This window comes from Arthrobacter sp. 2MCAF14, from assembly GCF_052115645.1.
Taxonomy (GTDB): domain Bacteria; phylum Actinomycetota; class Actinomycetes; order Actinomycetales; family Micrococcaceae; genus Arthrobacter.
Genome location: NZ_JBFRHB010000029.1, coordinates 1 through 18,794, shown reverse-complemented (window position 1 = coordinate 18,794; position 18,794 = coordinate 1). Strand labels below are relative to the sequence as shown.

Here is an 18,794-nt window from a genome sequence, read left to right as displayed (position 1 = left end):
GCTGCCGCCAGCAAAGAAAGGCTTTCCTATGGAGCCGGAGTGCCGCTCGGCAGCGGGGGGAGTGCCGAGTTGTCGATCGACAGTCCGGCGAACGGGCCAACCGGAGTTCCCCAGGCCTGGCTGCGTTTGGCGGCGTCGACAAGCCCGTCGATAGCCCATTGGCGTGTCTCGCCCTCTGACAATGCCACGAGGTCGGCATAGGCAGTCAACGAGCTGGCTTCCATGCTTCCCAGCGCGAGTGCGGGTTTGGCGGCGAAAGTGGCAGGGAGGCGATAGCCGGCCTCCCGCGGCGGTGTCGCGATGCAGTGCAGCCGGCCCTGGGCCTCCGCTCCCCGGAGCAGCTCCTGATGGCGCGCCAACCAGGTGGCTGCCGTCGCCGATGCCTTCGCGTCCAGCTTGGTCAGGGCCACTTGGTAGGCATAGATCGCCTCCTGTTCGGAGCTGACGACGGCGGCAAGGGCTGCGGGCAGATCGGCCTTGGTGGGCGCCGCTCCGAGTGTCGGTGCCGTTGACGTGGCCGGCGAGGCAGTGCAGCTGGGCGGCGGTGTCGGGGCGGTACTCGCCCCGGCCGGGGACGCCGGTAGCGGCAAGCCCCAGGTTGCGGCCAGCCGCGATGACTCAAGCAGCTGGGCGGTCCCGACCACGGCTAGCAACCGTGCCATGCCGCCGTCGGCGTTCGCGGCGTCCGCCAAGCGACGGGAAGCGCTCGAGGCGAGCGAGGAGACAAAGCCGGCCCGCGTTGGGCGCTCCTGGGTGGCACCGGGGCTTGGGGAAGCCGTGGAGGTATTCGATGCCGAAGAGCCGGAAGGTTGCAGCAGCGCTTGCGCTTGGCTTGTCAGCAACATCACAGTGTCCGTGCTCTCCAGGAGCGATACGCTCCCCAGAAGCGTCTCGGTCGAAGAGAGCGCTTCGGAACGGGCAGTTTCGGAAAACGGCACCGCTGGGGGCCTTGGGGCGTCCCGCGGGACAAGCACGGCGCCGACTCCTAGAACGAGGACTGCGAGGAAAGCCAGCAGGAGGGTCCTCATCCAGCCATGGCTCCGTGGTTTCTCAACAGTCTCGTGGTTCACAACAGACTATGGTGTCACGCCCGCGGACAACTTGCCTCCCCGCAAGGAGTCCCCGTGCACCACGCCGCCGTAAATGTCGTTAAGCTAGTAGTCACAACATCATCTATCGGGAGGCGGCTGGCCAGTGAGTCATTCGGAAGCCACGACTTCAACAGACCAGGCTGGAACGGATCCGACGAGTCCAGCGCAACACGAGGTCCGCAACCCCGAGGAGAGCAGGCTGAAGGCGCTTCTGGCGCCTGCCGTCCTGGCGAGCCGGCTCTATCTTGAGGATGTTGCCATCCAGGTTGCCGGTTCGCACCGGGTAGTCCACGTGGTCATCGACCTGCCCCAGGAGGAAACCGGCGGCGTCAGCCTTGACGTCATCGCGGAAATCTCCAGGGCCCTTTCGGACATCCTGGACAACGATCCCCGCACCGACGGCCGCCCCTACGACCTCGAGGTCTCCTCGCCCGGCGTCGGCCGGCCCCTGACGGAGCCCCGCCACTGGCATCGGGCCCGCGGACGCATGGTCAAGGTCAACGTGATCCATGGAGAGAACCTGACCGGGCGTATCCAGTCCGTCGACGACGACGGCGTCACCCTGGTTCCCGAGCAAGAGGTCAAGAAGGGCATGAAGCCCAAGCAGGGCGAACCCGTGAAAATTCCTTTCGACAGGATCCGCCAAGGAAAAGTCGAGATAGAGTTCAGCCACCTCAACGAGGCCGTGCTGGAAGACGAGTACAACGGACCTTCCGAGGAGGCCTAATGGATATTGACATGAGTGCGCTGAGACTCCTGGAGCGTGAGCGTGAAATCCCGCTGGACCTCCTGATTCCCACCATCGAGCAGGCGCTCCTGGTGGCTTACCACAAGACGCCGGGCGCTTTCGAAAAGGCCCGTGCAGAGCTGGACCGCAAGAGCGGGCACGTGACCATTTGGGCCACGGAAATCGACGACGACGGCGAAGCCATCGGCGAGTTCGAGGACACCCCTGCGGGATTCGGCCGCATTGCGGCGAGCACCGCACGGCAGATCATCCTGCAGCGCCTGCGCGACGTCGAGGACGACAACGTCCTCGGCGAATTCAAGGGCCGTGAAGGCGAACTCGTCGCCGGCCTGATCCAGCAGGGCAACAACCCGCACATGATCCAGGTGAACCTCGGTTCCGTGGAAGCGCTGCTGCCGCCGCCCGAGCAGGTTCCGGGGGAGAAGTACACCCACGGCAACCGCCTGCGTGCGTTCGTGGTGGACGTCCACCGCGGCGCCAAGGGACCCTCCATCACGCTGTCGCGCTCACACCCGGGCCTCGTCCGGAAGCTTTTCGAGCTGGAGGTCCCGGAGATCGCGGACCGTTCGGTCGAGATCGTGGCACTGGCTCGCGAAGCCGGACACCGGACCAAGATGGCCGTCAAAGCCAACACCCCCGGCATCAACGCCAAGGGTGCTTGCATTGGTGAAATGGGCTCCCGCGTCCGCGCAGTCATGACCGAACTCAACGACGAAAAGATCGACATCGTCGACTTCAGCGAAGACCCGGCGACCTTCATCGCCAACTCCCTGTCGCCGTCGCGCGTGAATTCCGTCACTATCACCGACGAAGCCACGCGCTCCGCCCGGGTGGTTGTTCCCGACTACCAGCTGTCCCTCGCCATCGGCAAGGAAGGCCAGAACGCCCGGCTCGCAGCCAAGCTGACCGGCTGGCGGATCGACATCGTCTCTGACGCCGCTCCGGCCAAGGGCAACTAAACAGACCACCTGGCGCGCAGCCCCGGATCCGCGCACCTGTGGATTCGGTGGCCGGGCCCTCGGGGGCTTAGAATAGATGGAACCGGGCCTATGCCCGGTATCCGTGCGCTTTGGCGTGCTCGCGACTTACGGGGCAATAATCCCGGCAAGGCAAGGGCGGGCGCCGAGCAAAGCAGAACCGCAGAAGACAGGTAAAGACACTGAGGCAGGTTGATACACCCAGTGACTGAACTGCTTCACACCAGGCACCAGCCTGTGCGCACCTGCATCGGATGCCGGAAACAAGGCAAGCGGAGCGAGTTGATCCGGCTTGTCGCCGAAGGCGGCGGGTCACCCGTCGTCCTGGTGGATGAACGACGCCGGATGGCTGGCCGGGGTGCGTGGCTGCACCCCAGCACCACATGCCTGACGCTGGCAAGCAAACGGCGTGCTTTCGCAAGGGCCCTCGCGGGCGCAAGTGAAGTCACCGCCGTCGAAAGCTACCTGGCGGCAGTCATACCCCCTGCGGACACTGACGTGAAAGCAGGAAACCGTCCAAACCTGAAAGCGGGTCAGAAAACTGATGGAAACCCGATGAGTTCCCAGCGATGAGTGCGCAACGATGACAACTTTGTTGCGCTCTGCACAGGGCCTATCCGCCGCGTTCGCGGCAGGGGCCCGCAGTAAGAATTAGACGGTTCGTGCCTGGCTCGGTGCGGACCGAGACAGGAGAAATGTGGCCAAGGTCCGCGTACATGAGCTCGCCAAAGAGCTCGGTATTACTTCCAAAGATGCAGTGACGAAACTGCAGGAATTGGGCGAATTCGTTCGCTCCGCCTCTTCAACAATTGAGGCACCGGTCGTGAAGAAGCTTCGCGACGCCTACCCGGGTGCCGGCGCTGCAAAGGCCGCTGCCCCGGCAGCACCTCGCGTTGCAGCCCCCGCGGCACCTGCCGCACCCGCAGCATCCCGCCCGGCTCCGGGCCCCGCTGCGCCCAAGGCTCCGGTTCCCGCCCCCAAGGCTGAGTCCCCCGCCCCGGCGGCACCTGCGGCTCCCGCAGCTGCAGCAAGTCCTATTTCCGCAAAGCCGGGTGCCCGTCCGGCACCCAAGGCCGAAGCCCCTGCCCCGGCACGTCCGGGCAGCCAGGCACCGCGGCCCGGCGGCCCCCGTCCGGGCAACAACCCGTTCGCGACCTCGCAGGGCATGCCCCGCGGCCGTGGCGACGGCGAGCGTCCTCCCCGTCCGGGCAACAACCCCTTCGCAACATCGCAGGGGATGCCCCGTTCCGGTGGCCGCACTGACGGCGAACGTCCCGGCGGTCCGCGTCCCGCGGCCGGCGCAGGCGGTCCCCGCCCCGCAGCCGGTTCCGGTGGTCCGCGTCCGGGTGCTCCGCGCCCCGGTGCTCCCCGTCCGGGCGCTCCGCGTCCCGCAGGTGGCCCCGCAGGAAACCGTCCTACCCCGGGCATGATGCCCAACCGCACCGAGCGTCCCGCTCCCGGTGGCGCAGGCCGTCCGGGTGGCGCTGGCCGTCCCGGTGGCGGCGGCCCCGGCCGTCCGGGTGGCGCTCCTGGCGCAGGCACCGGTGGCGGAGCTCCCGCCGGCGGTGGCTTCGGCAAGGGTGGCCGCGGACGCGGCGGTACCCAAGGTGCCTTCGGTAAGGGTGGCGCAGGACGCGGCAAGCAGCGCAAGTCGAAGCGTGCAAAGCGTCAGGAACTGGAGCAGATGAGTGCTCCGTCGCTGGGCGGCGTATCCGTACCCCGCGGCGACGGCAACACCGTAGTCCGGCTCCGTCGTGGCTCGTCCATTACGGACTTCGCCGACAAGATCGAGGCGAACCCCGCCGCACTGGTGACCGTACTGTTCCACCTCGGTGAAATGGCAACGGCCACGCAGTCCCTGGACGAAGACACCTTCGGCCTGCTGGGTGTTGAACTTGGCTACAAGATCCAGGTAGTTTCGCCGGAAGACGAAGAGCGCGAGCTCCTCGACTCCTTCGACATCGACCTCGACGCCGAACTGGAAGCCGAAGGCGACGACGTCCTCGAACCTCGTCCCCCGGTTGTCACCGTCATGGGTCACGTTGACCACGGTAAGACCCGACTGCTCGACGCCATCCGGAAGACCAACGTGGTTGCCGGCGAACACGGCGGCATCACGCAGCACATCGGTGCCTACCAGATCAGCCATATCCACGAGGGCACTCCGCGCGACATCACCTTCATTGACACCCCCGGTCACGAGGCGTTCACCGCCATGCGTGCACGTGGTGCCAAGGTCACCGACATCGCCATCCTGGTTGTCGCAGCCGACGACGGCGTCATGCCGCAGACGGTGGAAGCACTCAACCACGCACAAGCGGCCAACGTACCGATCGTCGTCGCGGTCAACAAGATCGACAAGGAAGGTGCGAACCCGGACAAGGTCAAGGGCCAGCTCACTGAGTACGGTCTGGTTCCCGAAGAATACGGTGGCGACACCATGTTCGTTGAGGTTTCTGCCCGCCAGAACATCAACATCGACGAACTGATCGACGCCGTCCTGCTGACCGCAGACGCCGCTTTGGACCTGCGCGCCAACCCGGACAAGGACGCTCGAGGCATTGCCATCGAAGCGAACCTGGACAAGGGCCGCGGTTCCGTGGCCACCGTCCTGGTCCAGTCCGGTACCTTGGCCGTTGGCGACACGATCGTGGCCGGCACGGCCCACGGCCGCGTCCGTGCCATGTTCGACGAAGACGGCAACGCCCTCGACGTCGCGCTTCCGTCCCGTCCGGTCCAGGTCCTGGGTCTGTCCAACGTTCCGCGTGCAGGTGACACCTTCCTGGTGACCTCTGACGAGCGTACGGCCCGCCAGATCGCTGAAAAGCGTGAAGCAGCCGACCGCAACGCGGCACTGGCCAAGCGTCGCAAGCGCATCAGCCTGGAAGACTTCGACCAGGCAGTTGCGGCGGGCAAGATCGACACCCTCAACCTCATCCTCAAGGGTGACGTTTCCGGTGCCGTTGAAGCCCTCGAAGACGCACTGCTCAAGATCGATGTCGGCGACGAAGACGTTCAACTGCGCGTCATCCACCGCGGTGTGGGTGCCATCACGCAGAACGACGTCAACCTCGCCACGGTGGACAACGCCATCATCATCGGCTTCAACGTCAAGCCCGCCGAGCGCGTGGCCGACCTTGCCGATCGCGAAGGCGTGGACATGCGCTTCTACTCCGTCATCTACTCGGCAATCGATGACATCGAGCTGGCCCTCAAGGGCATGCTCAAGCCGGAGTACGAGGAAGTCCAGCTCGGTACCGCCGAGGTCCGCGAAGTCTTCCGTTCTTCCAAGTTCGGAAACATCGCCGGTTCCATCGTGCGCTCAGGCATCATCCGCCGTAACACGAAGGCACGCGTCAGCCGCGATGGCAAGGTCATCGGCGACAACCTCACCGTTGAGACGCTCAAGCGCTTCAAGGACGACGCCACCGAGGTCCGCACGGACTTCGAGTGTGGTATCGGCCTTGGCTCGTACAACGACATCAACGAAGGTGACATCATCGAGACCTTCGAGATGCGCGAAAAGCCGCGCGTCTAAGGTGTTCTAGCGGGGAGCCTCCGAGTTGTGGGGGCGCCCCGCCCCTACGCTGGGCGGCCCGGGATCTACGATCCTGAGCCGCCCAGCTCCGGTAGGCCCGATGCCACTCCCGGGCGCCCCCACAACTCTCCGGCATCGTCATAGACTCACCTCAGGTGCGTGGCAGCAGACTCAACACAAAAGCCAGCTGCCAACGCGCCGTCGTACGCAAATTTTAGGAGTTTGAAATGGCTGATCCGGCACGCGCTGCCAAGTTGGCGCAGCGGATTAAGGTTGTTGTTGCTGAGGCACTGGGCCGGCGGATCAAGGATCCTCGGGTTGAGGGCATCACTATTACCGATGCCCGCGTCACCAACGATCTTCAGCACGCCACCGTGTACTACACCGTCTTCGGTGACGAAGCCGCTCATTCTGATGCTGTTCGGGCGTTGGAGAAGGCCAAGGGGGTTTTGCGCCAGGAAGTGGGCCGTAACATCACCGTGCGGCTGACTCCTACCTTGGAATTCGTTGCCGACCTCATTCCGGTCAACGCCTCGAACCTTGAGGAGCTGTTGCGCACCGCCAAGCAGCGCGACGCCGAGGTGGCCGCGCTGGCCGCCGGCGCCAAGCACGCGGGCGACGCAGACCCGTACAAGAGCGATGCCCCGCAGGATGCGGACATCGACGAAGACGACTTTGATGAAGAAGACATCGACCTCCGTGCCGATGAAGACATCGACGAAGACGGCGGCAAGTAGTCCAGCGCTTCCCGGGTGGGACCGGATCCGCAGTTCTTAGAACTGCCGGATCCGGTCCTTCTTGTTTAAGCGGAAAAGCCGGGCCAAATTGATGGGCCGTCGCTAAGATCGGAGCATGTCGGCGTACGATGCAGCTCAGAGTCCCGAAGACTACCTCGAACACGCCCTGCGGCTCGCGGTGCAAAACGTGGCCGACGGCGGCGGCCCTTTCGGCGCCGTCGTGGTCACCCCGGACGGACGGCTCCATGACGGCGTCAACCGGGTCACCCGCGACAACGACCCCACAGCGCACGCAGAAGTGGTGGCCATCCGGCGGGCGGCGTCGGAACTGGGAAGCTTCGACCTCAGCGGCTCGGTGCTCTATTCAAGCTGCGAACCGTGCCCTTTGTGCCTCTCGGCTGCCCTATGGGGCAGGGTAAGCCGCGTCTACTTTGCCGCTGATCGGCACGGGGCCGCGGCCGCTGGCTTCGACGATGCAGTGTTCTACGAATACTTCGACGGCAACAGGCCTGAACTTTTGCCCGTCCAACATACGGAGGTCGCCGCATCGGAGGCTCCCTTCGATGCCTGGCGCGGGCACAAGAACCGGACCAAATACTGAGGTTCACGGCCTTGCCGGGAGCCGCCCGACGCCGTCGAGCAGCTGCTGGTGATCACCGCATAACGCGATCCTGATCCACCCTTCGCCGATGGAACCAAAAGCGGTCCCCGGCGCCACGGCCACTCCAGAGTCCGCCAGGAAGGTGCGCACCCAAGTACGCACGTCCCCGCCGCTTACATGCGAGACGTCCGCCCAGAGATAGAAAGCCCCCTGCGCGCCGAGGAAGGGAATGCGCTTTTCCGCGAGCACTGCCGAGGCGGCGTCGCGGTTGGAACGGTAATGCTCCCGCGCGGTGTCCACATAGTCCTGCGGGCCGGTCAGCGCCGCGACTGCCGCGTACTGGGAAGGCGAAGCCACGCAGGAAACGATCGCTTCCATGACGTTGTTCATCTTCGGTTCCAGCCCCGGCGGGCAAATGAGCGCCCCGATCCGCAGCCCTGTCAGCCCGTACGTTTTGGACAAAGTCAGGGACGTGAAGACGCGCGCCTCCCCGGGAACAGTGCTGTCGAAGCGGGCGGGACTCGTGTGCGGAACATCGAAGGTGAAGGCTTCGTAGCATTCATCCGAAATGATCCACAGATCGTGTTTGACGGCCAATTCCACGAGCTGGCGCGTTGTTTCTTCGCAGATTACCGCGCCCAGGGGATTCGACGGCGAATTCAGGACCAACACCTTGGTACGGGGAGTGATCAGTGCCTCGATGTCCTCCGTCGACGACATACACGCGCTCCGCCCCGAGGTCCACTTTGTTGCGGGCACGGAAGCGTTCGGCGAAGGCCTCACGCAGCGCCGGGATCCCGGCATTGGGGGTGTAGTTGGTCTCGTCCCTGTCCAGGCAGGCTATCCCTGCGTCCAGGATGTGCCGGGGGAGCGCGAAGCCGGGCTCGCCGATGCTAAGGACAATCGCCCCGGGGGTGTTCCAGGCGGCCTCGGTGATCTCGCGGATCTGGTTCACGGGCACTTCGCGGACGTGTGCGGCAAGCTCAGGCATGGGAGCCATCTTAGCCGCGCTCCCGGACCGTTCAGGGAAGCAGCGGGCCGCAGGATGCATGCCCCGGCGCGGATATACTGGGAGGCGTGCTTTCTGGACTGGTAATCGTTGACAAGCCGCAAGGATGGACCAGCCACGATGTGGTTGGACGGATGCGGCGACTCGCCGGTACCCGGAAAGTGGGCCATGCAGGGACCCTGGACCCCATGGCCACCGGGGTCCTTGTGCTTGGCATCAACAAGGCCACGCGGCTGTTGACATATATCGTCGGCACCTCCAAGACCTACTCCGCCACCATCCGGCTCGGTGAATCAACCATCACGGACGATGCCGAAGGCGACATCACCGCAAGCCGCAGCGCCGCCGAAGTCGCCGAGGACGCCATCCGTGCCGGCGTCGCGCAGCTCAGCGGCGAGATCCAGCAGGTTCCCAGCAGCGTCAGCGCCATCAAGGTCAACGGCGAACGGTCCTACGCGCGTGTCCGTTCGGGCCAAGAGGTCAAGCTTGCCGCCCGGCCGGTGACCATCCACCGTTTCGAGATCCACGCCATCCGGAGGGTCGACGACGGCAGGGTCGTAGACATCGATGTGACTGTCGAGTGCTCCTCGGGCACCTACATCCGCGCGCTGGCGCGCGACCTTGGCGAGGCTCTCGGCGTCGGCGGCCATCTCACGGTGCTGCGCCGCACCCAAGTGGGGCCGTACTCCCTGGAGCAGGCCCGCACCCTCGAACAGCTTGCCGAGGAACTGGAAGTCCTCGACATGTCCGCCGCCGCCCGCGCGCTCATGCCCAACCGGGAGTTGAGCGACGCCGAAACCACCGAGATCTCCTTTGGCCGCAGGATCGCCGCGGGACCCGCTGCCGGCACGGCCGACGCAGCCACCGCCGAGAACCCGGCTGCTGCGTTCTCTCCATCAGGGGAGCTCGTGGCGTTGTTGGCCGATGCGGGGAATTTCGCCAAGCCCGTCCTCGTGTTCGCGCCTGACAACGAAAAGCAGGCACACTAGCCGTGGACGGATACTTTTACGCTGTCCTTGTAGTGGGCCTGCTGTCCACCATCATTTGCGTCGTGGCGGGCATCATGAAGAAGGCCCCCAACGACGTCACCATACTGTCCGTTGCCGCCGTCGAACTCGTCCTGCTGGTCTACCTGGTGGGATCGATCATCCGCGTCGCGATGGGTGAAAAGATCGCGGGGGAGCCCTGGGAATTCTGGGGCTACATCATCACGGCGCTCATCCTCCCCGTCGTCGCGGTGTACTGGTCCATCCTGGAACGGACCCGTTGGAGCAATTTCGTCATGGGCGCCGTGGGCGTCACCGCATTGGTCATGGCGGCCCGCATGAACCAGATCTGGTACTGACATTGGAAGAAGCACACGAAGTGACTGTTGAAACCACCGGGAAGAAGAACCGGGACACCCGCAATACCGGGCCCGGGAGGCTGTTGATTGCGGTCTACGCAGTCTTCGCCATCTCGGCGACGGCCCGTGCCGGCTACCAGATCCTGACCAAGTTCTCGGACGCTCCCTTGGCCCACATACTCTCGGCCTTCGCCGCCGTGGTGTACATCGTGGCCACGGTCTCCCTCGCGAAGCCGGGCCGCACGTGGTTCAAGGTATCGCTCGCGGCAGTCCTCGTGGAGATGGTCGGAGTGGTGGTGGTTGGCGCGATCAGCCTTTTCGATCCCGTGGCGTTCCCGCACGACACCGTGTGGTCCTTGTTCGGACGCGGATACGGCTTCGTGCCGTTGATCCTGCCGGTCCTGGGCCTGTTGTGGCTCTACCGCCGGCGGCCAGCCCGGCTCCCGCACTAGAAATCGGGGCTCCGCCACCCGGGCAAGGGTGTCTGGGATAGCGGGTAACCTTAGAGAATTCCGGCGCCGGACCAGGCACCGGGCATAGCGAATACCAGCAGTAAAAGGCGAGGTTGATGGTCCACATCTGGAACGATCCCACCGAGGTCCCCGAGGATTTCGGTCCCAGCGTCGTTACCATCGGCAACTTTGACGGCGTCCATCGCGGACACCAGCAGGTGCTGACACAGCTTCTGCGCACCGCGGAGCAGCACGGTGCGCAGTCCGTCGTCGTGACTTTCGATCCCCACCCGGCTCTGGTCCACCGTCCCGACTCCGCACCGGAGCTCCTCATGGGGCTGCAGGACAAACTCGATGCCCTGGCCGACACGGGCGTGGACGCTGTCCTTGTCATGAAGTACAACCTCACGCTTGCGGCCATGACGCCGGAGGAATTCGTCGTCAAGGTCCTGCTGGACGGGCTTCACGCGGCACACGTTGTTGTGGGCCACGATCTCCGTTTCGGTGTGGGAAATTCAGGAGACGTCGGCACAATGCAAGAACTGGGCAGGGAACTCGGGTTCGGCGTCAACGTGGTCAATGAGTTCGGCGCGGAAGGCTTTCCGGTACACGACGACGGCGGCACGGACCGCCGCTGTTCCTCCACCTGGGTGCGCGAGGCCCTCGCCGAGGGCGACGTCGAGACCGCGGCTGCCGTTCTCGGCCGCCCGCACAGGATGCGCGGCGAAGTGGTCCACGGCGCCGCGCGGGGACGCGCCCTGGGCTTTCCCACGGCGAACCTGGACCACGGCGCCACGGGCTACGTCCCCGCGGATGGAATCTACGCCGGCTGGCTCGTGGACGAATCCGGAACCCGCTGGCCCGCCGCGATTTCGGTCGGTTCCAACCCCACGTTCGACGGCGTGAGCCGGCAGGTCGAAGCCCACGTGATCGACCGCCCGGAGGAGGAAGTGGAGGATTTCAACCTCTACGGCCAGACCGTCGTGGTGGAATTCACTTCGAGGCTGCGGGGCATGGTGGCCTACCGCGGACCCGAGGCCCTCGTAGAGCAGATGCGCCTGGACGTCGCCCAGGCCCACGAACTCCTGCTGGACAAGTAGCCCCGCGCCGTGAGCGTTGAGAAGAACACCCGGCCACTCGACGAAGGCATCGTCAAGGACTTCAGCTCACGCATGAGTTACGGCTCCTACCTGCAGCTGCCCGTGCTGCTCAGCGCCCAGCAACCTGTCAGCCAGCCGGAGCACCATGATGAACTCCTGTTCATCATCCAGCACCAAACCACCGAGCTCTGGCTGAAGCTGGTCCTGCACGAGCTCCGGAGTGCGGCCACCTGGCTGCGCCAGGACGACCTTGGCTCCGCGCTCAAGGCCATCGCACGGGTCAAGCACATCCAGAAGACGCTCACCGAGCAATGGTCGGTGCTCGCCACGCTTACCCCTACCGAGTACTCCCAGTTCCGCGGCTTCCTGGGTAATGCTTCCGGGTTCCAGTCGAGCCAGTACCGCGCCGTCGAGTTCATCCTCGGCAACAAGAACGCGAAGATGTTGCCGGTGTTCGAATCGGATCCGGAGTCCAGAACCATGCTGGAGGAGCTCTTGAACGCTCCGAGCATCTACGACGAATTCCTGGCATACCTGGACCGGCACGGCTACGACGTTCCACGCTCCGTCCTGGACCGGGACGTGACGCAGGCCCACGAGTTCACCCCTGGGCTCTTGCCCCTTTTCAAGCACGTCTACGAAAACGCCGCAGACAACTGGCCGGCCTACGAGGCCTGCGAGGAACTGGTGGACCTGGAAGACAACTTCCAATTGTGGCGCTTCCGGCACCTCCGTACGGTGCAGCGGACCATCGGCATGAAGACGGGAACCGGAGGTTCAAGCGGCGTTTCCTTCCTGAAGAAGGCGCTCGATTTGACGTTCTTCCCGGAGCTTTTCGCCGTCCGGACCGAGATCGGGCAGTGAGTGGCGCTCCTGTTTGAGGAGGGTCACACGGCAGCTTTCGACAAGATTGCCGGGCTGCCGGTAAACTGAGGGATGGATCCGGCTGCAGTCCGTGGCGGCTGGACCTGTTTTGTGTGCGGTCATTGGCACATCACAACCCGGCAGCGAGGCGCTGAATCGGGACGCACGGCACAACTCTAGGAGTTCACGTGGCACTTGAAGCCGCTGTTAAGCAGTCCATCATCGAGGCATACGCAACGTCCAAGGGCGATACCGGTTCGCCGGAGGTCCAGATTGCAGTCCTGACTCAGCGGATCAAGGATCTGACTGAGCACATGAAGGAGCACAAGCACGACTTCCACACCCAGCGCGGTCTGCTGGCCATGGTTGGTCGTCGCAAGCGCATGCTGGGCTACCTCAAGAAGACTGACATTGCCCGCTACCGTGCGCTCATCGAGCGCCTCGGCCTGCGCCGCTAGTTTGACTTCGGGCGGCCCGATCCTCCGCGGAACGGGCCGCCTTTTCTCCATAACTAAATCCAACACTTAACAGGAGTTCAACCGCATCGCGCATTCGCGGTCCTCGGTAGTGATCCCCGGGAGCAGCCTTCTGTGATGAAGGCACAGCCCGTGGGTCTCGATCGATGACCGGGTGTCGTACAGGCCAGGAACAGACGCTGGCCTGGGTCGATGCGGGAGGACTTCCGCTAAACAAGAAACGGAGGTGACTCTCAATGGAGGGTCCCGAAATCCAGTTCTCAGAAGCCATCATCGACAACGGCCGCTTCGGCAAGCGTGTTATCCGCTTCGAAACCGGCCGCCTCGCCAAGCAGGCAGCCGGCGCCGCGATGGTCTACATCGACGAAGACACCGCGCTGCTGTCCGCAACCACCGCAGGCAAGTCCCCGCGTGAAGGCTTCGACTTCTTCCCGCTGACCGTCGACGTCGAAGAGCGCATGTACGCCGCGGGCCGCATCCCGGGTTCGTTCTTCCGCCGTGAAGGCCGCCCGTCCACCGAGGCCATCCTGGCTTGCCGCCTCATGGACCGTCCCCTGCGCCCCGCATTCGTCAAGGGCCTGCGCAACGAGGTCCAGATCGTCGTCACTGTACTGGCGATCAACCCGGACGAGCTCTACGACGTCGTGGCCATCAACGCCTCGTCGATGTCCACCCAGCTCTCCGGCCTCCCGTTCTCCGGCCCGATCGGCGGCGTCCGCGTCGCCCTCGTCGCCGACGAACAGGGTTCGCAGTGGGTTGCTTTCCCGAAGCACTCCCAGCTCGAAAACGCCGTCTTCAACATGGTTGTTGCCGGACGCATTGCCGGGGACGACGTCGCCATCATGATGGTTGAAGCCGAAGCCACGGACAACTCCTGGAACCTCATCAAGGAACAGGGCGCTACCGCTCCCACCGAAGAAGTTGTTTCCGAGGGCCTCGAAGCTGCCAAGCCTTTCATCAAGGCGCTGTGCGAGGCCCAGGCCGACCTGGCTGCACGAGCCGCCAAGCCCACGGTTGAGTTCCCGATCTTCCTGGACTACCAGGACGACGTTTACGCCGCTGTTGAAGCTGCCGCCGCCGAAAAGCTTGCCGCTGTCTTCCAGATCGCCGACAAGCAGGACCGCGACAACGCCTCCGACGAGCTCAAGGACGAAGTCCTTGGTGCCCTCGCCGGGCAGTTCGAGGGCCGTGAGAAGGAACTCTCCGCAGCCTTCCGCTCGCTGACCAAGCAGGTTGTCCGCCAGCGCATCCTCAAGGACCAGATCCGCATCGACGGCCGTGGCCTGACGGACATCCGCCAGCTGACTGCCGAGGTAGAGGTCCTGCCGCGCGTTCACGGTTCCGCCATCTTCGAGCGCGGCGAAACCCAGATCATGGGTGTCACCACGCTGAACATGCTCAAGATGGAACAGCAGATCGACTCGCTGTCTCCCGTCACGCGCAAGCGCTACATGCACAACTACAACTTCCCGCCGTACTCCACGGGCGAGACCGGCCGCGTCGGTTCCCCGAAGCGCCGCGAAATCGGCCACGGCGCCCTTGCAGAGCGCGCCATCATGCCGGTGCTGCCGTCGCGCGAGGAATTCCCGTACGCCATCCGCCAGGTGTCCGAGGCCCTCAGCTCCAACGGTTCGACGTCGATGGGTTCCGTCTGTGCCTCCACGCTGTCCCTGCTCAACGCGGGTGTGCCGCTGAAGGCCGCTGTTGCCGGTATCGCCATGGGCCTGGTTTCCGATCAGGTTGACGGCCAGACCCGCTACGCCGCCCTGACCGACATCCTCGGCGCCGAAGACGCTTTCGGCGACATGGACTTCAAGGTTGCCGGTACTTCCGAGTTCGTCACCGCCATCCAGCTCGACACCAAGCTCGACGGCATCCCGGCATCGGTCCTTGCCGCAGCCCTGAAGCAGGCCCGCGAAGCCCGCCTGCACATCCTGGACGTCATCAACGCCGCCATCGACACTCCGGACGAACTCTCCGAGTTCGCACCGCGCGTGATCGCCGTCAACATCCCCGTTGACAAGATCGGTGAGGTCATTGGCCCCAAGGGCAAGATGATCAACCAGATCCAGGAAGACACCGGCGCCGACATCTCCATCGAGGACGACGGCACCGTCTACATCGGCGCTACCAACGGTCCGTCTGCAGAAGCAGCCCGCGCCGCGATCAACGCCATCGCCAACCCGCAGATCCCGGAAATCGGTGAGCGTTACCTGGGCACGGTCGTCAAGACCACCACCTTCGGTGCGTTCGTTTCCCTGACCCCGGGCAAGGACGGCCTGCTGCACATCTCCGAGCTGCGCAAGCTGGCCAGTGGCAAGCGCGTGGACAACGTCGACGACGTCGTCTCCGTGGGCCAGAAGATCCAGGTCGAGATCACCAAGATCGACGACCGCGGCAAGCTCTCCCTCTCCCCGGTTGTGGCTGAGGAAGAAGGCGCCGCCTCTGAAGAAGCTCCCGCCGAAGAGGCTGAAGTTTCCGCCGAGTAGCCTGAACCGGCAAACACGCGGCAGGACCGGTGGACATGTCCACCGGTCCTGCCCGGTTTAACAATGAATTCCCGTCCCCGGGGGCGATGCGCCCGCTGGTACGATTGCAGCCAGATTTGGCACCCGTGATTTCCCGCAGAACTGAAAGGTCTTGATGACTGTCGTACCCCTCCCATTGGCGCAGACCGTGCCCGGCGGCGAATTGATCCATGGCGCCGAAGGCGGCTCCGTTGTCCGGCGCTCAGTGCTTCCGGGAGGCGTCCGGGTGCTCACCGAGGCCATGCCCGGGCAGCGTTCGGCAACCATCGGATTCTGGGTGGGAGTCGGCTCCCGGGACGAGGCAGACGGCCAGCACGGCTCCACCCACTTCCTGGAGCATCTCCTGTTCAAAGGCACCAAGAAGCGCACCGCCCTTGAGATCGCGTCCGCTTTCGACGAGGTCGGCGGTGAATCGAATGCGGCCACGGCAAAGGAAAGCACATGCTACTTTGCCCGGGTACTGGACACGGACCTCCCCATGGCCATCGACGTCATTGCCGACATGATCACCGGCGCCGTGCTCGATTCTGCGGAACTTGAACAGGAACGCGACGTGATCCTCGAGGAAATCGCCATGGACAGCGATGACCCCACCGACGTCGCACATGAAAACTTCGTGGCTGCGGTACTCGGCGTGCATCCGCTGGGACGCCCGATCGGTGGCACCCCTGCCGCCATCAAGGCCGTGTCCCGCGATTCCGTGTGGGCACATTACCAGCGCTACTACCGGCCGGACGAAATCGTCATCACCGCAGCCGGCGGCCTGGACCATGACGTTGTTTGCCGCCTCGTGGTCGATGCCTTGCGGACGGCCGGGTGGGAGCTGAAGGACACCGCTGCCCCCGTCGAGCGCCGTTCCACCGAGCGGGCGGATATCACCGGTACCGCTGGGTTGCATGTGATCAAGCGTCCAGTGGAGCAGGCCAACATCATCATGGGCTGCCCCTCGATCGTCGCCACCGACGACCGGCGCTTCGTGATGAGCGTCCTGAACGCTGTCCTTGGCGGTGGCATGTCTTCGCGTCTCTTCCAGGAGATCCGCGAAAAGCGGGGCCTCGTCTATTCGACTTATTCCTTTGCCTCCGCCTACGCGGACGCAGGCTACTTCGGCATGTATGCCGGCTGCACGCCGTCGAAGGTCAAGCAGGTCCTCGAACTCCTGGGTGCCGAACTGGACAAGCTCGCAGCCGACGGAATCACCGACGAGGAACTGCGCAAGGCCGTGGGCCAATTGTGCGGCGGAATCGTCTTGGCCCTTGAAGACACCGGATCCCGGATGTCCCGCCTTGGCCGCGCCGAACTCGTCTCCGGCGAATTCCAGGACATCGACGAAACGCTGGCCCGCATCAAGGCCGTCACCGCAGAGGAAGTCCAGGAACTCGCCCGGGTGCTCGCCGAAGCCCCCCGCACCGTGACCGTCGTCGGGCCCTTCGAGGAAACCGAGACGTTCGGCCTCTGAACCCCGCACTCTCGCAGGGACATGCCCCGCGTTGGAGCCTGGGAGTGGACATAACCCTGATATGTCCATTCCTGGTCTGGAAGGGGGGCATGTCCGGTGTGGGGGAGGCTGGACGCGCCTGCTCGATCGGGAACATGATGGTGACGTATCCACCGTCTTGCGCAGGAGTCGCCATGAACGAGCCATTGAAGAGTCATGCACATACTGCGCTGGAGGCATTCCTGGGGCATTGGCGGGGGAGTACCGAGCTCTCGGCGTCGCCCTGGGGACCTGCCCGGACCGCCGACGCCGAGGTGACCTTCTCGCGCGCGGCAGGAGGTTACGCCTTGGTGCAGAGCTACCGGCACATTGAACCCGACGGCACCCATTTCGAGGGGCATGGTGTCTTCACCGTTGACCCGGACCACGGTGACACCTTGTGGTACTACGTGGACAGCATGGGCAGGCCCCCGGAAGCTCCGGCCCGGGGGCATTGGGAAGACGGCACACTGAGGCTTGAGCGGCGCAGCCCCCGCGGGACGGCGCGACACACTTTCAAGGTGGACGGCGGCGTGCTGACCCATATGGCGGAGCTCAGGCTCGGAGATGCCCCGACGTTCAGCCCGTTCATGGTCTCTGTCTGCAGGCGCGTCTAACGCTCACGTCCAGTAGGCACATCACTCAGAGGACTCTGGCCTCCATCGACTCGACTATCCGCGCGTCTGGCATGCCGTCGAGCGAGGCCGGCCTTCCTGGTCCACTCCACACCTTTATCCGCAAGGTGTTCAGCATTGACTCAGCTTGCTCCCGTTCGGCGAAATCAAGCTCAATCAGGACCCGCTGCGAATCGTCCACAAGCCTGGAGACCCGGTAGGAGACAACGCCGGTGCCGGCGCGATTTGCCGGATCCGAGTCGAACGACCGCTTCCATGCGCCGAAGTCGTTCACAGCGTGTTCGATCAGGAGGGTGTACATGGCTGTTCCTTTGCTGTTACGCGGATAGGCACAGCGTAGGCTCCTTGGACCCGGGGAACCACCCCTCGGCCGTGGCCGGCTCAGCCGCCGGCAAACGGCGGGAGGACGTCGACGACGTCGTCCGCACCGAGAGGCGCCGATCGGTCGCGGACCGCTACCTCATTGCGCAGGAAGCTGCTGCGCGAAATGATCCGGGCCAGGGGCGGTGTTCCAGCCGGTGGTTCCGGACGTTCGACGGCGAGCACGGCCGCGATCAACCCGTCCAGGCCGGTCCCTTCAGGAAGATCGTGGTGTTCCTCTTCGACGCCCGCCGCGGCGCGCGCGGCAGCGAAGTATCGTACGAGCAAAGCCTCAGCCTCCGATCGCGCTCATGCTGCGGTCCGGCTGGACGAAGTCGGGTGCGCCGAGGCCGGTGTGGTCCATACCGTGCGCCTTGGGTTTGATCCACATGGCGTCCTGCCAGCGTTGGGCGAGTTCCTCGTCGTCCGCTCCGGAGCGAAGTAGTCCCAACAGGTCGAATTCCTCGCGGGAGAACAAGCAGCTCATGATCTTGCCTTCGGCGGTGATCCGTGTGCGCCGGCAATCGGAACAGAACGGCTCGGTGACGGAGGCGATGATGCCGACGGTCCCCAGAAGCGGACCCGTGGCGTCCGCAGATGCCGGGTCCCGCCGTCGTACTTCGAATCGTTCAGCCGGGGCCCCGTCGCGTTCGCGCGGGTCCGGGGTCAGGACGAAGTCGCGGGAGAGCAGTTCGCGGATCTCTGCCGCGGTGATCATGTCCCGCCGGGTCCAGCCGTGATCGGCGTCCAGCGGCATTTGTTCGATGAAGCGCAGCTCATAGCCGCGGTCCACGGCCCAGGCCAGGAGGTCGGGGGACTCGGCGTCGTTGATTCCGCGCATGAGGACGGCATTGAT

18 protein-coding genes and 2 pseudogenes are annotated in these 18,794 nt (G+C 64.6%); 15 read left to right on the top strand and 5 right to left on the bottom strand.

The window, feature by feature from the left end; genetic code table 11:
* Positions 1 to 26 precede the first annotated feature (26 nt).
* Positions 27 to 1,028 carry a DUF4439 domain-containing protein gene (locus tag AB4074_RS18030; RefSeq protein ID WP_441414621.1) on the bottom strand — a complete coding sequence of 334 codons (1,002 nt, stop codon included), beginning with the start codon at positions 1,026 to 1,028 and terminating at the stop codon, positions 27 to 29.
* A gap of 166 nt (positions 1,029 to 1,194) precedes the next feature.
* Between AB4074_RS18030 and rimP the strand changes: the two genes are divergently transcribed.
* From rimP to AB4074_RS18000, 6 genes are all read left to right on the top strand, one after another.
* A complete protein-coding gene (rimP, locus tag AB4074_RS18025) occupies positions 1,195 to 1,818 on the top strand; it encodes a ribosome maturation factor RimP (RefSeq protein WP_441414620.1) in 624 nt (207 codons plus the stop codon).
* The gene (nusA, locus tag AB4074_RS18020; protein ID WP_236816636.1) at positions 1,818 to 2,798 is read left to right on the top strand and encodes a transcription termination factor NusA; all 981 of its coding nucleotides are present in this window, start codon (positions 1,818 to 1,820) and stop codon (positions 2,796 to 2,798) included. Before rimP ends, nusA begins: the two co-directional genes overlap by 1 nt.
* Before the next feature lie 222 nt (positions 2,799 to 3,020).
* Entirely contained in the window at positions 3,021 to 3,389 is a 369-nt protein-coding gene (locus AB4074_RS18015) for a YlxR family protein (RefSeq protein ID WP_441414619.1), read from the top strand.
* A gap of 124 nt (positions 3,390 to 3,513) precedes the next feature.
* Positions 3,514 to 6,354, top strand: a complete 2,841-nt coding sequence (gene infB / locus AB4074_RS18010) for a translation initiation factor IF-2 (RefSeq protein ID WP_441414618.1) — start codon at positions 3,514 to 3,516, stop codon at positions 6,352 to 6,354.
* Positions 6,355 to 6,581: 227 nt separating this feature from the next.
* Positions 6,582 to 7,091 (top strand): 30S ribosome-binding factor RbfA, encoded by a 510-nt coding sequence (rbfA, locus tag AB4074_RS18005; RefSeq protein ID WP_236816645.1) that lies wholly within the window; start codon positions 6,582 to 6,584, stop codon positions 7,089 to 7,091.
* 115 nt (positions 7,092 to 7,206) lie between these two features.
* Positions 7,207 to 7,692 (top strand): nucleoside deaminase, encoded by a 486-nt coding sequence (locus AB4074_RS18000; RefSeq protein ID WP_441414617.1) that lies wholly within the window; start codon positions 7,207 to 7,209, stop codon positions 7,690 to 7,692.
* A gap of 3 nt (positions 7,693 to 7,695) precedes the next feature.
* Here AB4074_RS18000 and AB4074_RS17995 read toward each other — a convergent pair.
* Positions 7,696 to 8,683, bottom strand: a pseudogene (locus AB4074_RS17995) (pyridoxal phosphate-dependent aminotransferase).
* Positions 8,684 to 8,769: 86 nt separating this feature from the next.
* Between AB4074_RS17995 and truB the strand changes: the two are divergent.
* The 9 genes from truB to AB4074_RS17950 all read left to right on the top strand — a co-directional run bounded on the left by truB (position 8,770) and on the right by AB4074_RS17950 (position 17,560).
* Complete coding sequence (gene truB, locus AB4074_RS17990) at positions 8,770 to 9,690, top strand: tRNA pseudouridine(55) synthase TruB (protein ID WP_441414616.1); 921 nt, start codon at positions 8,770 to 8,772, stop codon at positions 9,688 to 9,690.
* 2 nt (positions 9,691 to 9,692) lie between these two features.
* On the top strand, positions 9,693 to 10,046 hold the full coding sequence (locus tag AB4074_RS17985; RefSeq protein WP_234753100.1) for a hypothetical protein: 354 nt from the start codon (positions 9,693 to 9,695) through the stop codon (positions 10,044 to 10,046).
* Between the two features lie 2 nt (positions 10,047 to 10,048).
* Positions 10,049 to 10,498: a hypothetical protein gene (locus AB4074_RS17980; RefSeq protein WP_441414615.1), complete on the top strand. Its 450-nt coding sequence runs from the start codon at positions 10,049 to 10,051 to the stop codon at positions 10,496 to 10,498.
* A 116-nt stretch (positions 10,499 to 10,614) separates the two neighbouring features.
* Positions 10,615 to 11,598 carry a bifunctional riboflavin kinase/FAD synthetase gene (locus AB4074_RS17975; RefSeq protein ID WP_441414614.1) on the top strand — a complete coding sequence of 328 codons (984 nt, stop codon included), beginning with the start codon at positions 10,615 to 10,617 and terminating at the stop codon, positions 11,596 to 11,598.
* A gap of 9 nt (positions 11,599 to 11,607) precedes the next feature.
* Positions 11,608 to 12,462, top strand: coding sequence for a tryptophan 2,3-dioxygenase (gene kynA, locus AB4074_RS17970; RefSeq protein WP_441414613.1), 855 nt, complete (start codon positions 11,608 to 11,610; stop codon positions 12,460 to 12,462).
* Between the two features lie 188 nt (positions 12,463 to 12,650).
* Positions 12,651 to 12,920 (top strand): 30S ribosomal protein S15, encoded by a 270-nt coding sequence (gene rpsO / locus AB4074_RS17965; protein WP_028266602.1) that lies wholly within the window; start codon positions 12,651 to 12,653, stop codon positions 12,918 to 12,920.
* 254 nt (positions 12,921 to 13,174) lie between these two features.
* Positions 13,175 to 15,427 carry a polyribonucleotide nucleotidyltransferase gene (locus AB4074_RS17960; RefSeq protein ID WP_441414612.1) on the top strand — a complete coding sequence of 751 codons (2,253 nt, stop codon included), beginning with the start codon at positions 13,175 to 13,177 and terminating at the stop codon, positions 15,425 to 15,427.
* A 154-nt stretch (positions 15,428 to 15,581) separates the two neighbouring features.
* A complete protein-coding gene (locus tag AB4074_RS17955; protein ID WP_441414611.1) occupies positions 15,582 to 16,925 on the top strand; it encodes a M16 family metallopeptidase in 1,344 nt (447 codons plus the stop codon).
* 173 nt (positions 16,926 to 17,098) lie between these two features.
* The gene (locus AB4074_RS17950; protein WP_345449793.1) at positions 17,099 to 17,560 is read left to right on the top strand and encodes a DUF1579 family protein; all 462 of its coding nucleotides are present in this window, start codon (positions 17,099 to 17,101) and stop codon (positions 17,558 to 17,560) included.
* 25 nt (positions 17,561 to 17,585) lie between these two features.
* Here AB4074_RS17950 and AB4074_RS17945 read toward each other — a convergent pair whose 3' ends face one another.
* From AB4074_RS17945 to AB4074_RS17935, 3 genes and pseudogenes are all read right to left on the bottom strand, one after another.
* Positions 17,586 to 17,879 carry a hypothetical protein gene (locus tag AB4074_RS17945; RefSeq protein ID WP_441414610.1) on the bottom strand — a complete coding sequence of 98 codons (294 nt, stop codon included), beginning with the start codon at positions 17,877 to 17,879 and terminating at the stop codon, positions 17,586 to 17,588.
* Positions 17,880 to 17,959: 80 nt separating this feature from the next.
* On the bottom strand, positions 17,960 to 18,226 hold the full coding sequence (locus AB4074_RS17940) for a MoaD/ThiS family protein (protein ID WP_345449795.1): 267 nt from the start codon (positions 18,224 to 18,226) through the stop codon (positions 17,960 to 17,962).
* Between the two features lie 4 nt (positions 18,227 to 18,230).
* Positions 18,231 to 18,794 (bottom strand): annotated as a pseudogene (locus AB4074_RS17935) (GTP 3',8-cyclase MoaA); the annotation flags it as partial.